The sequence below is a fragment of the Heliomarina baculiformis genome (assembly GCF_019966545.1).
Classification (GTDB): domain Bacteria; phylum Pseudomonadota; class Alphaproteobacteria; order Rhodobacterales; family Rhodobacteraceae; genus Heliomarina; species Heliomarina baculiformis.
Map to the genome: position 1 here is coordinate 16868 of NZ_JAIMIC010000005.1, position 25455 is coordinate 42322.

Below are 25455 nucleotides of genomic sequence, written 5' to 3' on the forward strand. Positions count from 1 at the left end.
TCTGCCGGACCTGGCGGATTTCTGGCCTACGGTCTCTTTTTTGCATAAAAGCCGCTTGACCCTTCCCGGCGCTTATCCTAATTCCCACCCCACGCGCGGTTGTAGCTCAGTTGGTTAGAGTACCGGCCTGTCACGCCGGGGGTCGCGGGTTCGAGCCCCGTCAACCGCGCCACTTTCTCCCATAACTTTTTTTAACGACGTTTGCCTCTGGCACGGCGCGTTCTGCCGTTTTCCGGCGATTTGAAATCAGCGCAGGAAAACCTTTCACAAACTCGACAAAAGTCGCTTGACGGTCTCTGCCGCTTACCTTATCCCCCGACCTCACGCGCGGTTGTAGCTCAGTTGGTTAGAGTACCGGCCTGTCACGCCGGGGGTCGCGGGTTCGAGCCCCGTCAACCGCGCCACTTTCCCCCTCAGTCATTCATTCGACTTTTGATCAGTAGCGATAGCCAAGTGCGGCTTCCTGATTGGGATCGATGGCATTCAGCAGAAAAGCACGGTCACGCTCGGAGAATGTGTCGGGGGTCTTTGGTCGATCATCCACGGCTGGTTTGAACTTCGACCCGAGGCGCTTGTGAACCGGCCGGAACGCAGCATCGCTGGTGGGAAGAGCCAGACGTTCTACGATTTGCTTCAGAGCGGCTTGCGGATTTTCCTGAACCTCTTCCATGCGAAGAAAAACGCATGTGCAGTCCCTGTTCAGGTAACTCATCAACGCCTGAAGCTTTGCCTGTCGCAGTGCGAATAGGTTTTCGAACACATCGCCGGTAAGCGGATGTCGATCCGCCTGAAGCGGCTGGCCAACGAAGGTCTCGCTGTCTTTAAAATATTTTGCCCGATCGACCACCGATAGCCACGGGCTGCGGATGAAGTCCGAAAACCCGAACGCTTGCAGGGCAGGGGTGGCGTGCCATGGTTTGGCATGCATCGATCTTGCCCAATCGTCGGCACTTCGAACAACGCAGATGACGACCAGTTCCAAGGGGATTGCCAATGCCGAGGGAAACCCGTGCTTCCAACCGAGTTCTTCGCTTGGCGTAAGCGACGTATTCCGCCCCAGCAACCTTTTGACGAAATTTGTGCCCGAGGACCGTTCGCCCAGAACCTGAAAGCGTGATGGAACGACGCCTGAGTGTTCCACATGAATGCCGGTCCGGGTAAATTCAGAAGAAAGCAGCTGACTTTCCTTTCCCTGTAGAGCCTGCGTTCAAATACTGGATTCTCTTATAACTTTATCTTGGATAAGAGTAAGGCGTAACTCGGCGAGGACAGGGCAGGACATGCAGACAGCGGCGGCGCTTACGATGGTGCGTGACGATGCGTTTTTTCTGAGCGCGTGGCTGCGCCACTATGGCACCCTGTTTGGGCGGGAAAACTGTTACGTCATCAATCATGGCCGGGGCAAAGACGTGGCCTCACTGGCCGAGGGGTGCAACATCATCGGCATACCTGGTGACGCTCACAAGAACTTCGATATGAAGCGCTGGCGCATGCTCAACAATTTTGTCATGGGACTGCGCTGCTATTACGATCACGTGATCGTCGGGGATGTGGACGAACTGGTGGTGCTTGATCCGGCTTCGGGCTTAAGCCTGCCTCAGTTGCTGCGCAATGTGCCAGCCAATCGGGTACTGACACCCGTCGGGCTCGAAGTTGTCCATGACATCGAAACCGAAGCTGAACCGATTAAAGATCATGTCATAGGTCCACGACGGCAGGTCCGGCCCGCGCCCCATTATTCTAAACCCTGCGTTATCTCGGCCGGCACAAAGATCGCTCGCGGTGGGCATTTTACGCAGTATCCCAAGCTACATCTGCCCGAACATCTCTACCTATTGCATCTTAAATTCTGTGACATCGACGCCTATTCCGAAGCGATGGATCGCCGCAACGCGGTTACGGTAGAAACGGGTGCCTCGATCAAAGAAGCCTCAATCGGTCGACATTGGTTCCCGCAAACCCGCGGCGAAGATCGCGCCCTGTTTGAAAGCTTTGCCGAACTGCCCTTGCAGGAAGAGTTCGACATGTCGCCCTATCGGCAATCCATGCGCGAGACATGGAAACCGAGAGGAGATACCGGCTATTACGAATTTGACCGAACGGAACCAAAGCAGCGCTATATTCTGCCAGATCGGTTCATCGGATTGGTTTAGGACGGCTCAGTTTGGTAATGATGCAGGCATGAAGCAGAATGAAGGCCTGATCGCTTTGCAAACTGTCGTCGTCATCTACGATATGGCAGCTAGGAAAAAAACGATGCGGCCAGCATTCAGGCTGACCGCACCACCTGTTTTCAGTTCGACTTGGTCAATGCCGCGAGCACACGCGCCCAGCTTCTGATGCCCTTGTGGAAGCTTTCCATGTCGTATTTCTCATTGGGCGAATGAATCTGGTCGTCGTCCTTGCCAAACCCGATCAACATCGGCGTTGTGCCAAGAATGCGGTCGAAATGTCCCGCAATCGGAATCGACCCGCCGCAGCCGATCAATGCGGCCTCATCCGGCCATTCGTCGGAGAGCGCCTGACGGGCCTGCTCGAACACCGGATCCGACGTGTCGAATGCACCTGCCTGAGACGCGCCATGTGCCTTGAACTCAACCGAGCAATCGGGTGGCAGCATATCCTGCACCATCTTGCGAAAACTTTCGCGGATCTTCAGCGGGTCCTGCGTGCCGACAAGCCGGAAGCTGATCTTGGCATGGGCTTCCGATGGCAGCACGGTCTTGAACCCGGCACCGGTATAGCCGCCCCAGATTCCGTTCACTTCGCAGGTCGGACGTGCCCAGATCATTTCCAGCGGTGTCCGGTCCTGTTCGCCGGCCGGCTCGGAAAGGCCGACATCGCCAAGGAAAGACTGGTGATCGAACGCGAGCCCCTGCCACTGCTGGCGCATCTCATCCGGAAGTTCCGGCACGCCATCATAGAAGCCGGGCACAGTGATCCGGCCGGTTTCGTCATGCAGGGACGCGATGATGCGCGACAATACACGGATGGGATTCATAGAAACACCGCCGTACATGCCGGAATGCAGGTCGCGGGACGGTCCGGTGATCGTCAGCTCTTCGCCCAGAAGGCCGCGCAGCATCGTGGTGATGGCCGGAACCCGGCTCTCAAAAAGACCGGTGTCACAGATCAGCGCAATGTCCGATTTCAACTCATCTGCGTTCTCTTTCATGAACGGCACAAGCGAAGGTGAGCCGGACTCTTCCTCGCCTTCGAGAAAGAACGTCAGCTTGCAGGGCAGGGAGCCGTTGATTTCTTTCCACGCACGGCAGGCCTCGATAAAGGTCATGAGCTGACCCTTGTCATCCGCCGCACCGCGCGCACGGATGACTTTGCCCTTGGGGGTATCCTGCACTTCCGGATCAAAGGGATCACGGTCCCAGAGCTCCAGTGGATCGACGGGCTGCACGTCGTAATGTCCGTAGAACAACAGGTGAGGACCTTCACCGTCCAGGTGTCCGACAACCATCGGATGCCCGGGCGTCTGGCGTTTTTCGGTTGCGATCCCGAGGCTGTTGAGATCCGCGACCAGCCAGTCTGCCGCCCGGTCGCAGTCTGCCTTAAACGCGGGATCGGTCGAAATCGAAGGAATTCGCAGCAGTTCCAGCAATCGGTCGGTCGCGGCGGGCAGATCCGCATCGATACGGGAGAGAACATCGTCAAGAGACATGTGACGCAGCCTTTTCATCAGTTTCTGGCGCCAAACTACCAGTCGCAAATCCGGTGTCCAGAGCCCCGGCTTTGCAGTTCGGGCGCGAGAAAGAGAACCACCGCAGTTCAGGCGTGCCGAGGAGGAGGAGGGCAGCGTGGCGACAACGATGGTTCTCCGCAGCACGAAACAGCGTGCAGCAACTGCAATCAGTACTTAAGAAGCAATGTTCCTAACGAATTTAACAAATATAATGTTACCTACTAAGAACTTGATCGTGAAATACACTACTCGCTAACAAGGAGCAGAATGCCTTATTCGACAGACTTGGCACAGTCTGGAATTCAATACTTGGCGAAATGGGTCCGGCATGGCGAAATCAGTTGATCCATATCAAGGCTGCGACATGCTGCCCGGGCGTATTTGGTTGATCGAGAAGAATAGGTCCTCTAAGTACACCGCGATGCGAATGCGTGGCGATGATCTGAATATTGCCGACGGGATCAGCCAGAAGTGAAGGAGCAGCCGGTTGGATTACACCGCTAAATTAGATGACGCGATCCAGCGTTTGCATGATGAAGGTCGCTATCGGACATTTATCGACATCGAACGCCGTAACGGCAACTTCCCGCATGCGGTATGGACGCGCCCCGATGGCGGTGAAAGCGATATCACGGTCTGGTGCGGCAATGATTACCTTGGCATGGGACAGAACCCGGTCGTTCTGGCCGCGATGCACGAGGCGCTTGAAGCAACCGGCGCCGGTTCCGGCGGAACGCGGAACATTTCAGGTACGACTGTCTATCATAAGCGACTAGAGGCGGAACTGGCCGATTTGCACGGCAAGGAATCGGCGCTGCTCTTTACCTCTGCCTATATTGCGAATGATGCGACACTTTCGACACTCCCCAAACTTTTCCCCGGCCTGATCATTTATTCTGATGCATTAAATCATGCGTCGATGATCGAAGGCGTACGCCGTAATGGCGGGGCCAAGCGCATCTTCCGGCATAATGATCTGGATCACCTTCGCGAACTGCTCGAAGCCGACGACCCGGATGCCCCGAAACTCATCGCTTTCGAATCCATTTATTCGATGGATGGCGACTTTGGCCCGATCGAGGCGATCTGCGATCTCGCCGATGAATTCGGCGCGCTTACCTATATTGATGAGGTTCACGCGGTCGGCATGTACGGACCTCGCGGTGGTGGCGTGGCCGAGCGTGATCGCCTGATGCATCGCCTCGATATCATCAACGGAACCCTTGCCAAAGCCTATGGCGTGATGGGCGGCTATATCGCAGCAAGCGCAAAAATGTGTGATGCCATAAGGTCTTATGCGCCTGGATTCATCTTTACAACTTCGCTTCCGCCGGCGGTTGCAGCCGGCGCGGCAGCGTCGGTCGCCTATCTCAAGAAGACGCCCGAGATCCGTGAACAGCATCAGACACAGGCGCGCATCCTCAAGACGCGTCTCAAGGCGATGGGACTTCCGATCATCGACCACGGTTCGCATATCGTGCCCGTCATGGTCGGTAATCCGGTCCACACCAAGATACTAAGCGACATGCTGTTGCAGGACCACGGTATCTATGTGCAGCCGATCAATTTCCCGACTGTTCCGCGCGGCACAGAGCGGCTTCGTTTCACGCCGTCGCCGGTGCACGGACCCAAGGAAATGGATCGCCTTGTGCGCGCAATGGATGCGCTTTGGTCTCATTGTGCGCTTAATCGCGCCGATCTTGCCGGATAATTGCCGCCTTTTGTATCCAAGCTAAAGGCCGTGTGTTAAAGTCTTAGCAACAAAAAGCGTAGACGAATCGATGGGACGATTCCAAAACGCTGCGACTAGGGCATTAAGAGCAGATGGGGCGGCAGGCATGATTGGGCGCAAAGTACAGCGCAAATCAGAAGATGACCTGAGTGTCGTCAAGCCCAAAGGGTTTGACGACTTTGAATTGCGTCTTGGTGACACGATGCGCGGTGAACGCGCAACGATGGGCAAAAGCCTTCTGGATGTGCAGCGAGAATTGCGCATCAAGGCGTCCTATATAGCTGCCATTGAAAATTCCGATCCTTCTGCCTTTGACACGCCCGGTTTCATTGCCGGTTACGTGCGGTCTTATGCGCGCTATCTGGGCATGAACCCGGACGAGGCCTTCCATAACTTCTGTCAGGAAAGCGGGTTCGCGGTTGCGCATGGCATGTCCGCCGAGGCTTCTGTCGTAAAGAAAAGCGGCAAGGAAGAAGGCATCAAGTCTGTCGCTGCCCCTCGTGATCCTTTTACCGCGCCGAACACGCCCTTTGTTCCGGGTGCCGATTCCTTTTTCAGCCAGATTGAACCGCGCGCCGTAGGGTCGACGCTGGTGCTGTTGGCGCTGATCGGCGGCATCGGTTATGGTGGATGGGCGGTTCTGAAAGAAGTCCAGCAGGTCCAGTTCGCTCCCGTTGAACAGGCGCCTGTCGTTCTGGCCGATCTCGATCCGCTTGCCGAAGCTACGCGCCCGGCGCTTTCGGAAAGTGAAACCGATTCTACAGCCATCAACGTGCCCGACGCAGATGCATTTGACCGGCTATATCGCCCGCAGGCGCTGGATGTTCCGGTGCTTGTGGCGCGCGACGGTCCGATCTCTACTCTCGATCCGCGCAACGTGGGTATGCTAAACCAGCCCAGCCTGCCTGAAGTTGTCGATCTTTCGGAAAACGTCGACATGATCATCGCGAGCCTTGAGCCGCAGCAAGCTCGGAACGTGACTGAGAATGTCCCGCAAGTTGTTGAACCTGTTGCGCCAGCCTTGCAGGTCGTCGCGGTACGCCCGTCTTGGGTGCGCGTAAGATCGGCTGATGGCACCGTTATCTTCGAAAAGACAATGCAGCCCGGCGAAACATGGGAAGCACCTCTGACAGAGGAACCTCCGACACTTCGGACCGGCGAAAGCGGCGCGATTTACTTTGCGATGGGCGAGAAGTTCTACGGGCCGGTTGGTGAGGCCGGCGCTGTCACATCAAATCTGCCGCTGTCGATCGCCAGTTTGCAGGAAACCTATCTCCCTGCCGATATGCAGCGGGACGAAGGTTTGATCCGCTATGCCGAGGCGCTTGGTCTGGCTGCAACGCCGGTAAGCGACTGACGAATCCACTTGCCTGAAACAAGCTGCCGTTGCAGCCAGGGGCTGAGAGAGTTATCTCTACGCCAAGTTGGAACGGTGCGCCGCATCGCTATTGCAAAGGCCCAGATCCCATGTCGTTGAACAGTATCCGCCCATGGCGGGACATTTACCGCCGCAAATCCCGTCAGATCATGGTTGGCAATGTACCAGTTGGCGGTGACGCGCCGATTGCCGTGCAAACCATGACGAACACGCTGACGACGGATGTCGCGGCAACCATCGCTCAGGTTCAGGCCGCGGCCGAGGCAGGCGCTGACATCGTACGGGTCTCTGTACCGGATCAGGCCTCGTCCAAGGCGCTCAAGGAAATCGTGGCGGAAAGCCCCGTACCGATCGTGGCCGATATTCATTTTCATTACAAACGCGGGATCGAGGCTGCCGAGGCGGGCGCATCCTGCCTGCGGATCAACCCCGGTAACATCGGTGACAAGACCCGCGTGGCCGAAGTCGTCTCTGCCGCGCGAGACCATGGCTGTTCCATCCGCATCGGTGTGAATGCTGGGAGCCTCGAAAAACACCTGCTCGAAAAATATGGGGAGCCTTGCCCGGACGCGATGGTGGAGTCCGGTCTCGAGCATATCCGGATCTTGCAAGATCACGATTTCCACGAATTCAAGATCAGCGTCAAAGCCTCCGATGTCTTCATGTCGGCAGCCGCTTACCAGCAGCTAGCCGAAGCAACGGACGCGCCTTTGCATTTGGGCATTACCGAAGCCGGTGGATTGATGTCTGGTACCATCAAATCTGCAATAGGTTTGGGGAATCTGCTGTGGATGGGCATCGGCGATACCATTCGGGTCAGCCTTTCCGCTGATCCGGTCGAAGAGGTCAAGGTCGGTTTCGAAATTCTGAAATCGCTCGGACTTCGTCATCGCGGGGTGAACATCATCTCGTGCCCCTCCTGCGCGAGACAGGGGTTCGATGTCATCAAGACGGTCGAGGCGCTTGAGAAACGACTTGAGCATATCAAGACGCCGATGAGCCTTTCCATCATTGGCTGCGTCGTAAACGGGCCGGGCGAGGCATTGATGACGGATGTCGGTTTTACCGGCGGTGGTGCGGGGTCGGGCATGGTCTATCTGGCGGGCAAGCAAAGCCACAAAATGGGCAATGATGCGATGATCGATCACATCGTCGAACAGGTGGAAAAGAAGGCCGCCGAGCTTGACGCAATGGCCGAGGCTGCCGAGTAACACTTGAAATATCCATATTTGGACGCTATGTTTGTTTGCAGACATGGAGGCTTTGATATGGCCGAACCCGCGATCAAGAAACACGATCATCCCGTCGATGTAGTTTCGCCGCAGGATATGGGACCGGCTCACCGAAAACGGCTGAGCGGTCCGGGACTGCGCAGCTTTCTTGTGATCGCCGATCAGTGGAAGCTGAGCGAAAAAGATCGACTTGCCGTTCTGGGCCATCCGTCGCGATCTGCCTATTACAACTGGGTTCGCAAGGCGCAGGATGGAGATGATATCTCGCTGAGCCTCGACATGCTGCTGCGGATCTCCGCCGTGCTGGGAATTCACAAGGCCCTGAGCATTCTGTTTCAGAAACAGGATCAGGCGCTCGTTTGGCTCAGTGGCCCCCATCGTGGGCTACCTTTTTCGGGGCAGGCGCCGGTCGACCTCATGAGGTCAGGAACGCAGGACGGGCTTATGCTGGTGCGCCGCTACCTCGATGCCTGGCGCGGCGGAAGCGCGAGCATGCCGGTAAAAGGTCAGGTCATCGAACCTGTGACGCGCGACACCGTCGTCTTTGGTTGATCCATTGACTGGACAGGACGATTTCCCAAAGGTTTCGGCGCCGGACACCACCTATCGCGTGATCCCCAGCCGGTTTCCGCCTATCGATGCATTTGATACCGTGACGCAGGCAGGAGACCTTGAATCGGCCATGGAGCTGGAAGGATGGACCAACGACCGGATCGTCTCTCACAGGCTGCATCGTTTGGATCCTTCCGAGTGGGTCTATGGGCGCTCAAATGCGAGCGTCGTGATGGCGGCTTTTCTGCATGGCAGCCCGTCCGGAACTCGTTTTGCGGGGTCTGATCTTGGGGCGTGGTATGCGGCGGCGCATGTCGAAACCGCTTTGATCGAAGTGCTGAACGGCTTACGGCAGGAAGTTGCACTGTCGGGGCTAGAAGAGAAAACGGAAGAATACCGGGCTTACTCAGCCAGTCTGGACGGCATGTTCATTGACATCCGTGGCGCCGCTCCCGATCTGCATGACCCGGACAGTTACATGGCTGGTCAGGTCTTTGGTGAACAGGTCCGCGCCAGCGGTGGCACCGGGATCAGCTATGACAGCCAGAGAGATCCGGGCGGCTGGAATTTCGTCTGCTATCGGCCGAGGCAGGTTGAAAAAGTAACGCAGGCCAGCCATTGGCGGGCCCGCGTCGGTATTAGCGGAAAGATTTTCGTCGAGCAGCTAAGCGATTGATCAACTGCGTTTTTCGGCGATGATCTCGGCCATCTGGTCGGCAGGAAGATAGCCGCGCAGCATTTCATCGACGAGGATGAATGTCGGGGTCCCGTTGATCTTGAGTGCCTGTGCCAGCTGACGGTTGGTGACGATGACCGACGTTACCTCGTCGCTGTCCATGTGATCCATGATGGCATCCACATCAAGGCCAAGCTCTTCGCCAAGGCGGCGCAGGGTCACGCCGTTGATCTCGCCGTTGAGCTCGAGAAGCGCATTGTGAACAAGCCCATAGGCGTCGTCGCCCGCGACCTGCAGCGTTGCAATCGCAAAGCGCGAAGAGATCACGGAAGCCTCGCCAAGGATCGGGAACTCCTTGATGATCAGCTTGATATTGCCGTCATCCTCAAGCAATGCATTAACTTCGGGCACAGCCCGGCGGCAATAGCCGCAGCGATAATCCATGAATTCAACAAGAACGATATCGCCATCGAGATTGCCGGTCACCCAAGAGTGACTGTCATTGAACAGCTCGTCTGAATAGGCTGCGACCAATTCGTCATCTGCAGCCGCCTGCTGTTCGGCATTGCGCTGTTCCATGAGATTGATCGCCTCGACGATGACCTCGGGGTTTTCCAGCAGGTAGGACCGCACCGCGGCGTCGAAAGCCGTCCGTTCCTGTTCAGTCATGTTTGCCGGGTCAAAGGCAAAAGCGGCCTGTACGCTCAGGACAAGAGCGGTGGTGGTTGCGAGCAAGGCCTTTGCAGCTTTGCGGATCATGGGTTTACCTTTTCGTTTCTGCCTAATGGCGGCTGGTCTGCACAGATCGGATCAGCGGAACGATCAGGGCAAGCGCCGATGAGGCACCATGAAAGACGCGGGAAAGAAACTCAACCCGACCGCAATCTTTTCCCCGATTTGTGATTGGTCCCGACTGCCGAGCTGCGTTCCTGAATGGTTGTTATTCAGCAGTATTCGCGTTCAAAATCAGCTTTTCAGAGGCGGAAATTGAGAATTTTAAAGGGTTTTTCGTGTCACTCAGCCTGACCAGACGGATTGTTATTTTCGATTTGTTCAACCGGTTGGGGCAACTTATGACAGAGGGACCTCCCCGAACCGTCGGTCCGGGGCGACGCAGACTCTTCAGGAAGACAGATGGTTAGCAAACGCTCGCAAGTTGATCCCTTTATCGTGATGGATGTGATGGATGCCGCCCGCCGTGCGGAGGATGCGGGGAAAAGCATCATCCACATGGAGGTCGGACAACCGGGGACCGGTGCGCCTTCAGGTGCGATAGATGCCTTGTCGAATGTGCTTCGCGAAAGCTCACTGGGATACACAGTGGCGCTTGGTCTGCCTGCCTTACGCCAGCGGATCGCGCGGCTGTATGGCGACTGGTACGATGTCGACCTCAACCCCGAGAGAGTGGTGATCACGCCCGGTTCGTCGGGTGGTTTCATCCTCGCCTTCACCGCCCTGTTCGATACCGGCGACCGGGTAGGTATTGGCGCGCCCGGCTACCCGTCCTATCGGCAGATCCTGCGCGCGCTCGATCTTGAGCCGGTCGATTTTCCGACCTCCGCAGAAAACCGTCTTCAACCAGTGGCCGAGGATGTTGCGGATCTGAACCTCAAGGGGCTTATGGTCGCCTCTCCGGCCAACCCGAGCGGGACGATGCTCGACCGTTCGGCCCTCTCCACCTTGATCGACGCGACGGCGGCGCAGGGGGCGCATTTCATCTCTGACGAAATCTATCACGGCGTCGAATACGAGGCGAAAGCCGTCACCGCGCTGGAGATCAGCGATGATGCCTATGTAATCAATTCCTTCTCCAAGTACTTCTCCATGACCGGCTGGCGGGTCGGCTGGATGGTCGTCCCCGAGGATCACGTGCGCGTGCTGGAAAGACTGGCGCAGAACATGTTCATCTGCGCGCCTCACGCCAGCCAGATCGCGGCGCTCGCCGCGATGGATTGCGAGGAGGAGCTGCAGGCGAACCTCGCGGTCTACGCGGAGAATCGACGCCTCATGCTCGAAGGTCTGCCCGCAGCGGGATTTACGGACATCGCACCGCCTGACGGAGCGTTTTATGTCTATGCGGACGTTAGCGCGCATACGAATGACAGCCGTGCCTTCGCGGCAGAGATTCTCAATCAGGCAGGGGTGGCTGTCACGCCGGGGCTCGATTTCGACCCAATGCGCGGTGCGACAACTTTACGTCTTTCCTATGCCCGCAGCACCGACGACATCCGCGAGGGGCTCGCGCGCCTGAAGCGCTTCATGGCCCAGCGTCAAGGCGGCTGAGACATTCCATACGCGATGCGTTTGGGCTAGGGTGACCGAAAAGGGCGGGATACAGGCCCCGAAATGGAATTGGCGGAATGAGCAGATTAATCGCAGCGCTGGCGGTCGCACTTTTATATGCTGGCTCCCTTGCTGCACAATCTTTCAACGCGTTGACCCGCGTCGACACGGAACGCAGCCGTATCGCCGACGAGGGCGAAGGTGCGCGCATCGACCTGTTTCTGAATCTTGGGGTCCCATATCGCGTCTTTACCCTCGACGGCCCGCCGCGCCTTGTGCTGGATTTCCAAGAGATCGACTGGAGCGGGGTGAGATCGGATGAACTTCTAACTGGCGAACATATCAAACAGGTTCAGTTCGGCGGTTACGTGCCGGGATGGTCGCGGCTTGTGGCTGAACTGGCGCAGCCGATGAAGGTTTCCCGGGTTGCCATGACCGTCGACAGCCAAAGCCAGGCGGCTCACCTGATCGTGCGCCTTTTTCCGACTACCGAAGAGGCTTTTGCCGCCCAGACCGGCGCCCCAAAAACGGCGGGTTGGGATCTTCCTCCGCCGGAAAATGTCGCTCCCGCCGCGCGGCGCGGACCTGATGCGCCGTTGCTTGTGGTGCTCGATCCCGGCCATGGGGGCATAGATCCGGGCGCGGAAACCGAAACGCTCGACGAAAAGAACCTTATGCTGACCTTCGCGCGCGAGCTGCGCGAGGAACTTCTGCGGGCTGGCGGGTTCGAGGTCGTTCTGACGCGCGAGGATGATCGATTTGTTTCACTCGAACGTCGGGTGGCCATCGCGCATCAGGCCCGGGCCGATGTTTTCGTTTCGCTTCATGCAGATTCCCTCGCCGAAGGGCAGGCCCACGGGGCAACGGTGCATTTCCTTTCCCGCGACGCCTCGGATGCGGCGAGCGCCAAACTGGCAGAGCGTCACGACAGGGACGAATTACTGTCCGGCGTCGATCTCAGTTCGGCGGATGATGTGGTGACGGATGTGCTGCTTGACCTCGCCCGACAGGAAACCTCTCCGCGTACCCGGACGCTGGCCCGGTCGCTCGTTGACGGGATTGCCGAAACCGGCGCGCCGATGAACAGCCGCCCCTTGCGCTCGGCCGCGTTCTCTGTCCTCAAGGCGGCCGATATCCCATCGGTTCTGATCGAGATCGGCTTTATCTCTTCGGCGCGTGATCTCGAAAATCTGCAGAATCGGGAATGGCGGCAGAAAATGGCGCGGGGAATTCGAAACGGCCTTATCCGCTGGCGCGAGGCGGACGAGGCGGTGCGCCCGCTGGTGCGTCAGTAATACGCAGGAGCGGGAACGGATTGTATGCCCGATGGGCGTGAATTGGCCGCTGGCAAACCGCATCGTGTTTTGACCCTGTTGGGGCACAGGCTTATATAGGGCCCAATTGACGAGTTAGGACAGGCACGTGATCAGGTTCATTTTATCCTTTTTCGGCGCAATCTTTACCGCGCTGACGCTAGGCATCGCCATGGTCGCGCTCAGCGTTGGCGGCGTATTCTGGATGTACGGTCGTGACCTGCCCAGCCATGAATCCCTTGCCCAGTACAAGCCCCCGACGATCAGCCGGATCTATTCGGGCGAAGGCAAGATGATCGACGAATTCGCCCGCGAACGACGTCTATTCGTGCCATCGGATGAAATCCCAGAACTGGTGAAAGAAGCCTTCATCTCTGCCGAAGACAAGAATTTCTACAACCACCACGGCTATGATTTGCGCGGCATCGCTGCGGCTGCGATCGAAGCGGTTCGGTCGCGTGGCGACAACGTGCGCGGTGCTTCGACGATCACGCAGCAGGTGATGAAGAACTTCCTGCTCTCTGGCGACCGTCGGGCCGAGCGCAAGATCAAGGAGATCATCCTTGCAACGCGGATCGAAGAAACGCTCGACAAGGACAAGATCCTCGAACTTTACCTGAACGAGATCTTCCTCGGGCAGAACTCCTATGGTGTCGCTGCCGCGGCCCAGACCTATTTCAACAAGACGCTTGGCCAGCTCGAACCGCATGAGGCCGCGTTCCTTGCATCGCTTCCCAAGGCACCGTCGGATTTCCATCCGGTGCGCAATAAGGAACGGCTCCAGCAGCGCCGGGATTATGTTCTGCGTGAAATGCGAGAGAACGGCTATATCACTCAAGCTGTCTATGAAGAAGAAGTCGCCCAGCCCGTTCGTTCGGTCCAGAACGGCGATTTCGAAGGTTTCCGTACCGCCTTGCCGCCGCGTAGCTACTTTACCGATGAGATCCGGCGCCAACTGAGCGAGGACTTTGGCGAGGGCGAATTCTTTACCGGCGGCTTTACGGTCCGCGCGACGATCGACGAGGAAATGCAGGTCGTGGCCGAGGCCGCGCTTCAGCGCCAGCTTGAGAAATACGACCGGGGCAGGGGCATCTGGCACGGCACCTACGACAAGGTTGCCGAGGACCAGCTGAGCGATGAGGCATCCTGGCGCGAGGCGCTGTCGAATGCCTCCGTTCCGCGCGACGTGGAACTCGATGGTGTCTGGCACCCGGCAGTGGTTTTGCGTGTCGGCGACAGCGACGCCCGCATCGGCATTGAAGGCGTCGAAGAGGACGAAGACGGCCACTGGATCACCGCAAAGGATGTGCAATGGGCGCGCAAGCGCAACGCGGACGGCACGCTGGCGAAAAAGGCCAGCACCGCCGGCGATATCCTTTCGGTGGGCGACGTCGTTCTGGTCCGTGCGATGACCGACGACAGCGATGGGTCGTTCATCCGCTGGACGCTCCGTCAGGTTTCGGACGTTCAGGGCGGGTTCATGGCAATGGACGTAAACACCGGTCGCGTCATCGCCATGCAGGGCGGTTTCTCCTATCAGGATTCGGTCTTTAACCGCGCTACGCAGGCGCAGCGCCAGCCGGGGTCCTCATTCAAGCCCTTCGTGTATGCCGCCGCGCTCGACAGTGGCTACAGCCCGGCAACCATTGTGGTCGACGCCCCGATCGAAATCAACACGCCCCAGGGACTCTGGCGTCCGCGCAACTCATCCAACAAGTATTACGGGCCGACGCCGCTTCGCACAGGGATCGAACAATCCCGGAACCTGATGACCATCCGTTTGGCGCAGGAAATCGGGATGGAGGTCGTGGCCGGCTACGCGGAACGTTTCGGCGTATACGATCACATGGGCACATTCCTCGCCAACTCGCTCGGGTCCGAGGAAACCACGCTTTACAAGATGGTCGCGGCCTATGCGATGTTTGCCAACGGCGGCGAACGCGTCGAACCAACGCTCGTCGACCGGGTTCAGGACCGCTATGGCAAGACCATTTATCGTCATGACAAACGCGACTGCGTCGATTGCGACTCCACAAACTTGATGACCGGGCAGGCCCCGCGCATCGTCAGCAATCGCAACCGGGTGATGGATGCGGTGACCGCCTATCAGCTGACATCGATGATGAAAGGCGTGGTTGATCGCGGCACTGCGTCGGGCGCCGTGAACCTGCCGGTGCCGATTGCGGGCAAGACCGGTACGACCAACGACGCGCGAGATGTGTGGTTTATCGGTTTTTCCAGCAACATCGTCGCTGGCTGCTATATCGGCTATGACCGGCCGCGTCCCTTGGGTCGCAGTGCCTACGGGTCTTCCATGTGCGGCCCTGTGTTTCAGGAATTCATGACCGAAGCGGTGAAAAAATTTGGCGGTGGCCCGTTCGACGTGCCGCCCGGTGGCCACTTTATCAAGATCGACCGTTACACCGGTATGCGTCTGCCGGATGATGCGAGCGGGCCTTATGTCGTCGCCGAGTATTTCCGCGACGGGTGGGAGCCGACTTTTGGTCTCGCCTTCGACGGTGGCTTTGCGATGGGATCGAACCTGCCGATGTTTGAAGAAGTCGGGCAGACCGGTCGACAGGTTACCACATCGACCGGGGAAACTGCGGTCGTAGGGCCAAAGGCGGATTTCGGCACCGTCAGCTCGGGCGGGCTTTATTAAAAGAGGTGCAGGGCAGCTAGTTGACCGGCTGCCCTTGCCCGGTCCACGGGCCTGCTGTATCACCCCCGAACACCAACCCCGATGGCAGGATATTCATGCGCGCCGAGACCCAGAACACCGTGGCCGAGATCGAAAAATCACTGGACCTGCTGGCCCAGCGGATGGATGTGGAAACCGCGCCGCACCGGCTTGAGGAATTCAACGCCCGCGTCGAGGACCCGAACCTCTGGAACGATCCCGAAGCTGCGCAGAAGCTGATGCGGGATCGGCAGATGCTGGTCGATGCGATGGATACCTATCAAAGCATCAAGCAGGATCTGGCCGATAATCTCGAGCTTATCGAGTTGGGTGAAATGGAAGACGATGCCGAGGTCGTCTCGGACGCCGAAGAGGCGCTGAAAACCCTGTCGAAAAAGGCCGCTGAAAAGGAACTCGAAGCGCTGCTCGACGGCGAGGCCGACGGCAACGACACTTTCCTTGAAATCAACTCGGGCGCGGGCGGAACCGAGTCCTGCGACTGGGCATCGATGCTGGCGCGGATGTATGTCCGGTGGGCCGAGAAAAAGGGCTACAAGGTCGAACTTCAGGCTGAAAGCGCAGGCGAAGAGGCGGGGATCAAATCCGCCACCTACAAGATTTCCGGACCGAACGCCTATGGCTGGCTCAAGTCGGAATCCGGCGTGCACCGGCTAGTGCGCATTTCCCCCTTTGACTCGGCGGCCAAGAGGCACACCTCTTTCAGCTCTGTCTGGGTCTATCCGGTGGTGGACGATAATATTGAGATCGAAGTGAACCCGGCGGATATCCGTATCGATACTTACAGGTCTTCGGGCGCAGGCGGTCAGCACGTGAACACGACGGACTCGGCGGTCCGGATCACCCACGCGCCGACGGGCATCGTGGTGACCAGCTCTGAAAAGTCACAGCACCAGAACCGCGACATCGCCATGAAAGCGCTGAAATCAAGGCTTTACCAGATGGAGCTTGATCGCCGTAACGCCGCGATCAACGAAGCGCACGAAGCCAAGGGCGACGCTGGCTGGGGCAATCAGATCCGCTCTTACGTCCTTCAGCCCTACCAGATGGTCAAGGATCTGCGGACCAACCACGAAACCTCGGATACCAAGGGCGTGCTCGATGGCGACCTTGACGGTTTCATGGCCGCGACCCTCGCACTCGACGTTTCAGGCAAAAGCCGGGCCGAAGCACAGGGCTAAACCAGACCTCCGCTCTTTTCCATCGATAGCGGTCGCATCCCCGATCATGCGTCCGCCCGAAAAGGCATGTCCGTGATCGGCGGTTTGAACCGCCGGACATGTCACTACTGCTTTTCAGCGGAAAAACCAGAGGATAGGCTTGCGTAGAACTATCTAAGGCCTGCCGATGAATCTCTCCCCCGTTTCCGCTGCATCACTTCTTTCAGATCTCCGCTCGGGCGCCCTGAGCGCCGAGACCTTGATGCAGGAAACGCTCGCGCGAATTGCCGAGGTGAACCCCAAGGTCAATGCCATCGTCGCGCTGCGCGAGGCCGATGATCTGCTGGCCGAAGCGCGAAGGGCCGATGCGGCAGAGAGCAGGGGCCCGCTGCACGGCTTGCCGATTGCCATCAAGGATCTGATGGACGTCAAAGGCATCGTTTCCTCGCATGGCTCTCCCAAGTTCGCGAATTTCGTGCCAGAAAAGGATGATCTTGTCGCAGCGCGTATGCGCGCGGCCGGGGCAATCCTGATTGGCAAGACCAACACGCCCGAATTCGGCCTTGGATCGCATACCTTCAACCCGGTCTACGGGGCGACGGGCAACCCTTATGCCCCAGAGCTTTCCTGTGGCGGGTCGTCTGGCGGTGCCGCAGCGGCACTGGCGACGGGCATGCTGGCGCTGGCGGACGGGTCAGACATGATGGGCAGCCTGCGCAACCCGGCAGGCTGGTGCAACGTCTACGGCTTCCGGCCCAGTTTCGGAAGGGTGCCGAGCGAACCCATAGGCGATAACTTCCTGCACCAGCTTGCAACCCTTGGCCCGATGGCGCGCAGCCCCGCCGATATCGCTATACTGCTCGATGTCATGTCCGGACCCGATCCTCGCCTGCCGCATCGGGCCGACAATACACCTGCTGCGCCATTGAAACCCTTGGATATCAAGGGGATGCGGATCGGCTGGCTAGGCGACTGGGGTGGCGCCTTTCCGACAGAGCCCGGCATCCTCGATCTGTCTCGCAAAGCGCTTGGCGTTTATGAAAAACTCGGTGCAACTGTCGAGGATGTTGCACCGCCGTTTTCCGCGGACGCGCTTTGGGAAAGCTGGATCAATCTGCGGTCATGGTCGGTTGCGGCCGGGCTTCAGCTCCTCGAACGCGAGGTGCTCAAGGATACGGCCATCTGGGAACTTGACCGCGGACTCTCGATGAGTGCGATGGAGGTGCATCGCGCTAGCGTCATCCGCTCGGACTGGTTCAAGGTCGCTGCGACCCTGTTCGAGCAGTATGACGCGCTGGTTCTGCCAACCGCACAGGTCTGGCCTTTTGACGTGAACAAGCCTTATCCGACCGAGATCAACGGTATCGCGATGGATACCTATCACCGCTGGATGCAGGTGGTAACGCCGGTAAGCCTGCTGGGACTGCCCGCTCTCGCCATGCCCGCTGGGTTTGGAGAGAGCGGATTGCCTGCGGGTATCCAGATCTTTGGTCCACGGGACAGCGACCTCAAGATTTTGGGCATGGGTGAGACCTATCACGAAGCGACAGGCTGGCCCGGCAAGCGTCCGGCGTTCTAGCCACGAAAAGGGGAGGAAAATGGGGGGTGATACCTGTACACAAAGAGTATGATTTCGGTACACCGGAAATGCGCCGGGCCGAATGGCAGGACATCAAGACCATTCTGGGGCGAGCCCTGTCCGATCTGACACGCGCGCCGCTCTACGGGCTGGGCTTTGCCGGGTTCTATGTGCTGGGCGGCTGGGCCATGCTTGCCGTGACCTATGCAACCGGCACGACTTTCTGGCTGGTGCTTGCGGCAATCGGCTTTCCCCTGATTGGCCCCTTTGCTGCGGTTGGTCTTTACGAGGTCTCACGGAGGCTCGAAACCGGCGAGCCCCTACGGGCGTCCGAAATTTTTGGCGTCGTGTTTCAGCAAAGCCGCCGACAGCTTCCGTCGATCTGCGCCATCATTGTCGTGGTATTTTTGTTCTGGTTCTTTCTTGGGCATATGATCTTTGCGTTGTTTATGGGCCTGTCGGTCATGACGAACGTGTCGTCTTCCTACGAGGTCTTCTTCAGCGCGAACGGGCTGGTGATGTTGCTGGTCGGCAGCTTTGTCGGGGCTGGGTTTGCCGCGCTGCTTTACATGATCACGGTGCTGTCCCTGCCGATGCTATTGGATCGCGAGGTGGATTTCGTGACCGCGATGATCGCGTCGTTTCAATACGTTCTGGCCAACCCGCTTGTCATGTTCGGCTGGGCTTTCCTGATCGCGATCATAACCTTTTGGGCGTTGTTGCCCTATTTCATCGGGTTGTTCCTTGTTCTGCCGCTCTTGGGGCATGCGACTTGGCATTTCTACAGCCTACTGAGCTACGGGCCAGATCCCGACTGATCAGGTATCCCGCCCTTCGGCGACAAGCCGGGAATGCAACTTTTCCGCCAGAGGATGCGCCGTCTCAAGCGCGTAGACATAAGCATGCGTCAGGTAAAAGCCCGAGGCTGTCGGGTTGTTCGCCGTATCGGCAGCCTCGGCATAAAGGGCGACCAAGGCCGTGCGGTCGTCCTGCGCATGAGCTTCGAGAAGGCGCGTTTCGAGCGAGCCGGTCGGCGCAGTCATTCTGCGGCCCGGATACCCTGTGAGCCGTTTCGATGCTGATCCATCTTGAGCGCGACCCAGTCGTGGAATAGGTGGGTCGGTCCGTCCATCACAGGTGAGAACCGCCCGCCGTCGAAACCCGGACTGTGGCGGCCTTTCTGCATGCCTTCGACGACAAAGATATCCTCTTCGAACACCTGCTTCCACTGGTGCGTATTGCGGGCGCGCAGATCGGGGTCGGTATCCGGGGTCGCATAGTAAATATGCACATGTTCCGTGGTGCGATCATAGGTTTCCGGGGTCAGTATGATCGCAAAGGCATGATCGCGGTGTACGCCCAGCAGGACATTGGGAAAGGCCGATATATATTCGGCCGCCTCATTCCACTTGCTGCTGAGTCCGTCAAAATCGGGAAACACGCTGCCATCCTTTTCTGATCGGATCTGGCGATACACGAGCGTTCCCTGACCGGAATATTCACCGGTTTCCTCGATGTGATAGTGATCTTCCAGACGGGAATAGCTGTTCAGCCCAGGGTGTACCCAAGGCAAATGATAGCTCTCGCAGTAGTTTTCGACCGCAAGTTTCCAGTTGCAGTTGACGGAGAGGTCGAAACGGCTGTCGTCGCCGCCGTGAAAGAGCGGTTGGTCGAATTCCGCCCAGCGGTCGATCATCTTGTGCATGGCCTGCTCAAAGGGCAGGGCGGTGCCTGACAGGTTGATCCAGACGATGTCGCGCCATACATGCGAGGATACCTCGATCAGGCCAAGAGTCGCGCGGTCGATACCTTCGTGCTTGTTTTGCCCGGGGCCACCCACATGCGGCGTTGAAACGAGCCTGCCTTGCGTTGAATAGCACCAGCTGTGATAGGGGCAGCGGATCGCGCCTTCGATCTTGCGGGGCGCATCTACAAGGATCATGCCCCGGTGGCGGCAGATGTTTTGGAACACGCGCACCGCGCCATCGCGGTCACGGATCAACAACAGCGGCATGCCAAAGAATTCCAGCGGCACCGCATCGCCCGGCTCCGGCACATCTCCCGCCACGGCAAGCCCGGCCCACTGGCTGGCCAGAAGCGCTTGGGTCTCTTCGGCAAAAACGACCGGATCGGTGTAATGGGCGTTCGGGAGACCATTGGCCGTTTCGATCGGCCGACGGACGGCGGAGAGATTTGTCGGTTCACTGGACATGGCATTTTTCCCCTTTTGACGGGGTCAGTTTCTGCAGGAAATGCCTTCTTGTCCGATTAATTCACGACCTGCACCTGTCTCATGGCGACAAATCGGGTCGTTTCAGGCGAAAGGTTCATCTGGCTGCAGAAGGCGCCGGTGAAATGGCAGCAGGTCGCTTTCCTGAATGAAGCCGCAGTTTCTGGCGGTCGGCAGCGCCTTGGCGCAGCCTTTGCCCAGATATTCATAGATCATCCGCGTGACACGAATGCCACCCGGGCTTTCGCGCATCGAGCGCGACACGTAGCCGGACCAGAAGTTGTTCTCGAACGACGATATGCGAGACAGGTAATTGAAGGTGGAGCTGAGTGCGTGACGGCGCGAGATCATCATGGTCACGCCGTCTTCGGTACGCGCGACATAGCCGCGGAATTCGCGCGACGGAAGATCTTCGGACAGCCCCTGGCTGCGCATCGCCTCACGTGCCTCGAAGCCGCGCACATGGGTGATCTGGTCAGAGCGAGACACATGCACGAGACCGCGCAGGAACAGAGAAGTGTTCAGGAAACTGCGACGGTAGAAACAGTAAAAACCGGAGGGAAAAAATTCTTCGGGGATGTTGCGCGTTCCATTGGCGAGGAAATCCGACAGGAACGGACCGCTGATGACGTGGTTGTTGGTGGTGAGCGATTCAACGGGTTCGAGGAGGATCCGGGCGTCGACGCCGAAAAACCGACAGATTCTGTCTAGCACATCCGGTCTAGGAAAGCTTTCGCCGGACAAGTACCGGTTAAATTGTGTCCGGTTGATGCCCAGTTGGCGGGAAAGTTCTGAGATTGAGCTATAGCGCTTGGACAATCGGCGCAGGTTCGCGCCGAACATGTCGCGAAGATCAGCCGGGGATCTGGATATCTGGTTCATCTCTGTCCTAAGCCGCTCTCGAAAAAGCTCTTAAAGAATAAGGCCAAGTCAGTCTAACACCAAACAATTTTCCTTGTTCAAGCTCTGACGCCAAATAGTGTCATAATTGTGGCTAACTAACGTCATATGTGCTCAAATGTGACACAAATTTCAAGTTAAAGTTTTCCAATTACACTTGTTGAGAAGGCGCATTTTAACTCAATGTGAACCTGTAAACATATGTCACAACGTCTAATTTAGGACGAAAGGCCGGATATGTACGGAATTGTGCTTTGGAGCGACAGGAGCGAGCGTCAGGCAGTAATCTGGTGTGAGGATCAGGGTGATCTGGCCTATTGTCGCCAGACCGCAGAGCATGGTGCGGGCAGTATCCATGCCGGTGACTGGGTGCAGTTCGATATCACCCAGAACGCGCAGCAACGCTATGCGCATAACCCGCGACTGGTCGTCGAGGGTGGTGTTAATCCGCTGGCCGATTGTCTCGCTCGGGCGCTGAACCGCGCCAACGCCGACAAAGTACCGGTCGATCACGGCGGCGCCAAGATCATCGAATTTGCCGAGATGGCAGATCTGAAGGCTTAATCTTCGAACAGTAGTATTAGACAAAGGCGCCCGGTTCGCACGGACGCCCGTAACTTTGTCTTATTCGCCGCGTGACAGGGCGGCAACGCCGGTCCGGGCCAGTTCGGATAGACCCAACGGACGCATGAGATCGGCAAAGGCGTCGATTTTTTCCGGGGCGCCTGTCAGTTCGAAAATAAAGCTGTGCAGCGTGGTATCGACGACATTGGCACGGAAGATGTCGGCGAGCCGAAGTGCCTCGACCCGTTTGTCGCCATCGCAGACTACCTTCATCATCGCCAATTCGCGCTCGACCGAGGGGCCTTCGACCGTGAGGTCATGCACCTCGTGCACCGGGATGATGCGACCCAGCTGCGCCTTGATCTGTTCGATCACTTGCGGCGTGCCCTTGGTCACGATGGTGATGCGCGACAGGTGTCCGGTGTGGTCGACTTCGGCCACGGTGAGGCTTTCGATGTTGTAGCCGCGCCCGGAAAATAGTCCGATCACGCGGGCCAGCACCCCGGGTTCGTTCTCGACGAGCACGGCGAGCGTGTGGCGTTCCTCGATTTCGGAGAAGGTTGGACGCAGGTTATAGGCGGAATGTTTGGTCGCGCCTTTCTTGATCTGTAGGGCGTTCATCGGTGAACCTTTCGTCTTGTGTCCCGCGGGGCGGCGAGAATGGGGCGGTGCCCGTTATTGGTAATTCAGGTTGATGCGTTGATAACCGGGGCGGGCGATGGCCTCGCCTCCCCAGATGCGCAGCTGATAGCCGTAATCGGCGATGATCATGCTATCGAGCAGCGCGTTCGTGTTTTCGATCACCGTGCCGTCGGGGTTATATCGACGGTTCTGGGTTGGAGCCGCAAAGGCAAAGGTCACGATGACGTCGTGCCGGTCGTGCAGCGCGTAGGAATGGAACCATACGTCGTTGGGCCCGAACGTCGCCATCTGCCCTCGACCGGTATAATAGAACCCAGGTGCGCCCAGCATTTCGAGCGCCTTGCCAAGTGTCGTCACCTTGAAACGCAGACCCTCGCCCGGAATGGCCGGGGCCTCGGGGCGGGGGAAGCTTTCCATGTAGACAATCGGTCCGCCGGGCACGCCGGTGACCGACAGGTCGATCCCGTTCGGGCGCATCCAGCGTTTGACGTCATAGCCAAGATGCTTTTGCTGTCCGGCCGGAATGCCCAGCCGCGCCGAATTGGCAAACGGTTGTCCCACGTCAAGCCCGGCGAATTCCTGCGCCTGACCGGGAAAGGTCAGGCCAAGGAACGTGCCAAAGGCCAGTGCAAGATGGCGCAGACCCCGCATCAGACCAGAACCGACCCCTTGGTGTCGATGATGTCTTGCGTCTGGGCATTGCCAAGCAGGATCTCGTTGTGAGCCTTGCCCGACGGGATCATCGGCAGACAGTTTTCGTGCTTTTCGACAAGGCAATCAAAGATCACTGGACCGTCGTGATTGATCATCTCCATGATCGCGTCGTCCAGATCCTTGGGGTCCTTGCAAAGAATGCCTTTGGCGCCAAAGGCTTCGGCGAGCTTGACGAAATCGGGCAGGGCCTCGGACCAGCTTTGCGAGTAGCGCTCGCCATGCAGCAGTTCCTGCCATTGGCGCACCATGCCAAGCCGTTCATTGTTCAGGATGAACTGTTTGACGGGCAGACGGTACTGCACGGCGGTGCCCATTTCCTGCATGTTCATCAGCCACGAAGCCTCGCCCGCGACGTTGATGACGAGCGCATCAGGATGGCCCATCTGAACGCCGATCGACGCGGGGAAGCCATAACCCATTGTGCCAAGTCCCCCGGAGGTCATCCAGTGGTTAGGCTGTTCAAAGCCAAGGAACTGTGCCGCCCACATCTGGTGCTGGCCGACCTCGGTCGTGATGAAACGGTCCTTGCGATCCTTGGTCAGCGCCTCGAGCCGTTGCAGCGCGTATTGCGGTTTGATCGAGGTCTCCGAAGCCGTGTAGGCAAGACAATTCACCTTGCGCCATTCGTCGATCTGGCGGTGCCATTTCACCAGCGCCTCAGTATCTGTCTTGCGGCCGCGCGATTTCCAGACCTTGAGGATGTCCTCAAGCACATGGCCCACGTCACCGACGATGGGAATATCGGCCTTGATCACCTTGTTGATCGAGGAAGGATCGATATCGATATGCGCCTTGATCGATTTCGGGCTGAAAGCATCGATGCGTCCGGTAATCCGGTCGTCGAAGCGTGCGCCGATGTTGATCATCAGGTCGCAGCCATGCATGGCGAGGTTGGCCTCGTATAGGCCGTGCATACCCAGCATCCCGAGCCAGTTCTTGCCGCTCGCCGGGTAGGCGCCCAAACCCATCAGGGTCGAGGTCACCGGGATGTTCGTCGCATCCACCAGTTCGGTCAAAAGCTGGCTTGCCGCCGGGCCCGAGTTGATGACGCCGCCGCCGGTATAAAAGACCGGGCGCTTGGCTTTTTCGATGGCGGCCACCAGTTCGGTGATCTCTTCCATGTCGCCCTTGACGCGCGGCTGGTAATGCGAGGTCGAGGGTTTCGGCGCCTCATAGGTGCCGGTGGCGAACTGGACGTCCTTGGGCAGGTCGATCAAGACCGGACCGGGGCGCCCGTGGGTCGCCACGTGGAATGCCTCGTGAATGACACCTGAAAGCGCGTTGGTATCCTTGACCAGCCAGTTGTGTTTCGTACAGGGGCGCGTGATGCCGACGGTATCGGCCTCTTGAAACGCGTCCGAGCCGATCAGGAAGGTCGGCACCTGCGCGGTGATCACGAGAATCGGAATGGAGTCGAGCAGCGCGTCCGTCAGGCCGGTCACGGTGTTCGTGGCCCCGGGCCCCGAGGTAACGAGGACGACGCCGACCTTGCCGGTCGAGCGGGCATAGCCTTCGGCAGCGTGCACGGCACCCTGTTCATGACGCACCAGGATGTGGCGAATGTCATTCTGTTGAAAGATCTCGTCATAAATGGGCAGAGCGGCCCCACCCGGGTAGCCAAAGATCGTATCGACGCCCTGATCCTTGAGCGCCTGTACGACCATCTTTGCGCCGGTCATTTCTCGTTTCATCTGTCTAGCTCCATCCGCGACATCACCGGTTTTCCAAACCTGTCCTTGAACACAAAAAAGCCCCCGAGGGTGTCGGAGGCGCATGGGTCTTAATATGGTTTACCGTTACCGGCCCATGCGCATGCTTCCTACGATGACGACTAGGCTTTTCATTCCTAGAGACTCCTTTGTGCTGGGCGGACTTTATGGGTGTGATGCAGGGGCGTCAACAGGCAATCGAGAAGAAAAAGTGATGCTGGATGCGCATTTTTTGACGTTTTATTGCGCAAGGCGCGCGTAATGCGACATTTTCGGTAATAAGCGTGGTCCTCTGTTAGGAATTTACGTGTCAAACGCCAGCAGGTCTGCGGCGCGGTCGGTGCTTTCGTCTGTATTTTGGCTGAGACGGGCATGCCGTCGCGACCGTGGGCGGCCATC

22 protein-coding genes and 2 tRNA genes are annotated in these 25455 nt (G+C 58.2%); 15 read left to right on the forward strand and 9 right to left on the reverse strand.

From position 1 onward, the window contains the following. Positions 1-95 precede the first annotated feature (95 nt). A tRNA-Asp gene (locus tag MF268_RS12210) sits at positions 96-172 on the forward strand. Between the two features lie 155 nt (positions 173-327). Then, positions 328-404 (forward strand) — tRNA-Asp (locus tag MF268_RS12215). Positions 405-436: 32 nt separating this feature from the next. Here MF268_RS12215 and MF268_RS12220 read toward each other — a convergent pair. Next, a complete protein-coding gene (locus MF268_RS12220; RefSeq protein ID WP_238371155.1) occupies positions 437-1141 on the reverse strand; it encodes a hypothetical protein in 705 nt (234 codons plus the stop codon). Positions 1142-1280: 139 nt separating this feature from the next. On the opposite strand from MF268_RS12220, the gene MF268_RS12225 reads away from it, so the two are divergent. Beyond that, positions 1281-2153: a glycosyltransferase family 2 protein gene (locus MF268_RS12225; RefSeq protein ID WP_238371156.1), complete on the forward strand. Its 873-nt coding sequence runs from the start codon at positions 1281-1283 to the stop codon at positions 2151-2153. Between the two features lie 140 nt (positions 2154-2293). On the opposite strand, the gene MF268_RS12230 is transcribed toward MF268_RS12225, so the two are convergent. Next, a complete protein-coding gene (locus MF268_RS12230; RefSeq protein WP_238371157.1) occupies positions 2294-3673 on the reverse strand; it encodes a M20/M25/M40 family metallo-hydrolase in 1380 nt (459 codons plus the stop codon). Positions 3674-4181: 508 nt separating this feature from the next. Between MF268_RS12230 and hemA the strand changes: the two genes are divergently transcribed. The 5 genes from hemA (at position 4182) to MF268_RS12255 (ending at position 9264) form a co-directional block, all read left to right on the forward strand. Continuing rightward, positions 4182-5405, forward strand: a complete 1224-nt coding sequence (hemA, locus tag MF268_RS12235; protein WP_238371158.1) for a 5-aminolevulinate synthase — start codon at positions 4182-4184, stop codon at positions 5403-5405. Between the two features lie 127 nt (positions 5406-5532). Beyond that, entirely contained in the window at positions 5533-6783 is a 1251-nt protein-coding gene (locus MF268_RS12240; protein WP_238371159.1) for a helix-turn-helix domain-containing protein, read from the forward strand. A gap of 110 nt (positions 6784-6893) precedes the next feature. Next, the gene (gene ispG / locus MF268_RS12245) at positions 6894-8015 is read left to right on the forward strand and encodes a flavodoxin-dependent (E)-4-hydroxy-3-methylbut-2-enyl-diphosphate synthase (RefSeq protein ID WP_238371160.1); all 1122 of its coding nucleotides are present in this window, start codon (positions 6894-6896) and stop codon (positions 8013-8015) included. Between the two features lie 57 nt (positions 8016-8072). Next, entirely contained in the window at positions 8073-8588 is a 516-nt protein-coding gene (locus MF268_RS12250) for an MbcA/ParS/Xre antitoxin family protein (protein WP_238371161.1), read from the forward strand. 4 nt (positions 8589-8592) lie between these two features. Next, on the forward strand, positions 8593-9264 hold the full coding sequence (locus tag MF268_RS12255; RefSeq protein WP_238371162.1) for an RES family NAD+ phosphorylase: 672 nt from the start codon (positions 8593-8595) through the stop codon (positions 9262-9264). Here MF268_RS12255 and MF268_RS12260 read toward each other — a convergent pair whose 3' ends face one another. Further along, positions 9265-10023 carry a DsbA family protein gene (locus tag MF268_RS12260; RefSeq protein ID WP_238371163.1) on the reverse strand — a complete coding sequence of 253 codons (759 nt, stop codon included), beginning with the start codon at positions 10021-10023 and terminating at the stop codon, positions 9265-9267. It abuts the gene before it with no gap. Positions 10024-10398: 375 nt separating this feature from the next. On the opposite strand from MF268_RS12260, the gene MF268_RS12265 reads away from it, so the two are divergent. From MF268_RS12265 to MF268_RS12290, 6 genes are all read left to right on the forward strand, one after another. Next, complete coding sequence (locus MF268_RS12265; protein WP_238371164.1) at positions 10399-11547, forward strand: pyridoxal phosphate-dependent aminotransferase; 1149 nt, start codon at positions 10399-10401, stop codon at positions 11545-11547. Positions 11548-11624: 77 nt separating this feature from the next. Next, positions 11625-12842: an N-acetylmuramoyl-L-alanine amidase gene (locus MF268_RS12270; RefSeq protein WP_238371165.1), complete on the forward strand. Its 1218-nt coding sequence runs from the start codon at positions 11625-11627 to the stop codon at positions 12840-12842. A 127-nt stretch (positions 12843-12969) separates the two neighbouring features. Beyond that, the gene (locus MF268_RS12275) at positions 12970-15522 is read left to right on the forward strand and encodes a penicillin-binding protein 1A (RefSeq protein WP_238371166.1); all 2553 of its coding nucleotides are present in this window, start codon (positions 12970-12972) and stop codon (positions 15520-15522) included. Between the two features lie 95 nt (positions 15523-15617). Then, positions 15618-16739, forward strand: coding sequence for a peptide chain release factor 2 (prfB, locus tag MF268_RS12280; RefSeq protein WP_088632458.1), 1122 nt, complete (start codon positions 15618-15620; stop codon positions 16737-16739). 166 nt (positions 16740-16905) lie between these two features. Beyond that, complete coding sequence (locus MF268_RS12285) at positions 16906-18297, forward strand: amidase (RefSeq protein WP_238371167.1); 1392 nt, start codon at positions 16906-16908, stop codon at positions 18295-18297. Positions 18298-18365: 68 nt separating this feature from the next. Further along, positions 18366-19115 carry a DUF2189 domain-containing protein gene (locus MF268_RS12290; protein ID WP_238371541.1) on the forward strand — a complete coding sequence of 250 codons (750 nt, stop codon included), beginning with the start codon at positions 18366-18368 and terminating at the stop codon, positions 19113-19115. Here MF268_RS12290 and MF268_RS12295 read toward each other — a convergent pair whose 3' ends face one another. From MF268_RS12295 to MF268_RS12305, 3 genes are all read right to left on the reverse strand, one after another. Further along, positions 19116-19340, reverse strand: coding sequence for a hypothetical protein (locus MF268_RS12295; RefSeq protein WP_238371168.1), 225 nt, complete (start codon positions 19338-19340; stop codon positions 19116-19118). Further along, positions 19337-20509, reverse strand: a complete 1173-nt coding sequence (locus tag MF268_RS12300) for an aromatic ring-hydroxylating oxygenase subunit alpha (RefSeq protein WP_238371169.1) — start codon at positions 20507-20509, stop codon at positions 19337-19339. The genes MF268_RS12295 and MF268_RS12300 overlap by 4 nt, the downstream gene beginning before the upstream one ends. Positions 20510-20611: 102 nt before the next feature. After that, positions 20612-21409: a helix-turn-helix domain-containing protein gene (locus MF268_RS12305; RefSeq protein WP_238371170.1), complete on the reverse strand. Its 798-nt coding sequence runs from the start codon at positions 21407-21409 to the stop codon at positions 20612-20614. Positions 21410-21664: 255 nt separating this feature from the next. Here MF268_RS12305 and MF268_RS12310 point away from each other — a divergent pair, with 255 nt between their 5' ends. Continuing rightward, the gene (locus MF268_RS12310; RefSeq protein ID WP_238371171.1) at positions 21665-21991 is read left to right on the forward strand and encodes a hypothetical protein; all 327 of its coding nucleotides are present in this window, start codon (positions 21665-21667) and stop codon (positions 21989-21991) included. Between the two features lie 60 nt (positions 21992-22051). Here MF268_RS12310 and ilvN read toward each other — a convergent pair whose 3' ends face one another. From ilvN to MF268_RS12325, 3 genes are read right to left on the reverse strand one after another with little or no spacing between them, the layout of a single operon-like run. Continuing rightward, a complete protein-coding gene (ilvN, locus tag MF268_RS12315; RefSeq protein ID WP_238371172.1) occupies positions 22052-22612 on the reverse strand; it encodes an acetolactate synthase small subunit in 561 nt (186 codons plus the stop codon). A gap of 54 nt (positions 22613-22666) precedes the next feature. Then, positions 22667-23284, reverse strand: coding sequence for a hypothetical protein (locus tag MF268_RS12320; protein WP_238371173.1), 618 nt, complete (start codon positions 23282-23284; stop codon positions 22667-22669). Continuing rightward, complete coding sequence (locus MF268_RS12325; RefSeq protein ID WP_238371174.1) at positions 23284-25038, reverse strand: acetolactate synthase 3 large subunit; 1755 nt, start codon at positions 25036-25038, stop codon at positions 23284-23286. Before MF268_RS12325 ends, MF268_RS12320 begins: the two co-directional genes overlap by 1 nt. Positions 25039-25455 lie beyond the last annotated feature (417 nt).

What these genes read in the sequence shown, in the direction of transcription:
- MF268_RS12225 (WP_238371156.1), top strand. Translation starts at nt 1,281, where the DNA reads ATGCAGACAGCGGCGGCGCTTACGATGGTGCGTGACGATGCGTTTTTT.
- MF268_RS12230 (WP_238371157.1), bottom strand. Translation starts at nt 3,673, where the DNA reads ATGTCTCTTGACGATGTTCTCTCCCGTATCGATGCGGATCTGCCCGCC.
- MF268_RS12240 (WP_238371159.1), top strand. Translation starts at nt 5,533, where the DNA reads ATGATTGGGCGCAAAGTACAGCGCAAATCAGAAGATGACCTGAGTGTC.
- ispG (WP_238371160.1), top strand. Translation starts at nt 6,894, where the DNA reads ATGTCGTTGAACAGTATCCGCCCATGGCGGGACATTTACCGCCGCAAA.
- MF268_RS12250 (WP_238371161.1), top strand. Translation starts at nt 8,073, where the DNA reads ATGGCCGAACCCGCGATCAAGAAACACGATCATCCCGTCGATGTAGTT.
- MF268_RS12260 (WP_238371163.1), bottom strand. Translation starts at nt 10,023, where the DNA reads ATGATCCGCAAAGCTGCAAAGGCCTTGCTCGCAACCACCACCGCTCTT.
- MF268_RS12265 (WP_238371164.1), top strand. Translation starts at nt 10,399, where the DNA reads ATGGTTAGCAAACGCTCGCAAGTTGATCCCTTTATCGTGATGGATGTG.
- MF268_RS12270 (WP_238371165.1), top strand. Translation starts at nt 11,625, where the DNA reads ATGAGCAGATTAATCGCAGCGCTGGCGGTCGCACTTTTATATGCTGGC.
- prfB (WP_088632458.1), top strand. Translation starts at nt 15,618, where the DNA reads ATGCGCGCCGAGACCCAGAACACCGTGGCCGAGATCGAAAAATCACTG.
- MF268_RS12285 (WP_238371167.1), top strand. Translation starts at nt 16,906, where the DNA reads ATGAATCTCTCCCCCGTTTCCGCTGCATCACTTCTTTCAGATCTCCGC.
- MF268_RS12290 (WP_238371541.1), top strand. Translation starts at nt 18,366, where the DNA reads ATGCGCCGGGCCGAATGGCAGGACATCAAGACCATTCTGGGGCGAGCC.
- MF268_RS12295 (WP_238371168.1), bottom strand. Translation starts at nt 19,340, where the DNA reads ATGACTGCGCCGACCGGCTCGCTCGAAACGCGCCTTCTCGAAGCTCAT.
- MF268_RS12300 (WP_238371169.1), bottom strand. Translation starts at nt 20,509, where the DNA reads ATGTCCAGTGAACCGACAAATCTCTCCGCCGTCCGTCGGCCGATCGAA.
- MF268_RS12305 (WP_238371170.1), bottom strand. Translation starts at nt 21,409, where the DNA reads ATGAACCAGATATCCAGATCCCCGGCTGATCTTCGCGACATGTTCGGC.
- MF268_RS12310 (WP_238371171.1), top strand. Translation starts at nt 21,665, where the DNA reads ATGTACGGAATTGTGCTTTGGAGCGACAGGAGCGAGCGTCAGGCAGTA.
- ilvN (WP_238371172.1), bottom strand. Translation starts at nt 22,612, where the DNA reads ATGAACGCCCTACAGATCAAGAAAGGCGCGACCAAACATTCCGCCTAT.
- MF268_RS12320 (WP_238371173.1), bottom strand. Translation starts at nt 23,284, where the DNA reads ATGCGGGGTCTGCGCCATCTTGCACTGGCCTTTGGCACGTTCCTTGGC.
- MF268_RS12325 (WP_238371174.1), bottom strand. Translation starts at nt 25,038, where the DNA reads ATGAAACGAGAAATGACCGGCGCAAAGATGGTCGTACAGGCGCTCAAG.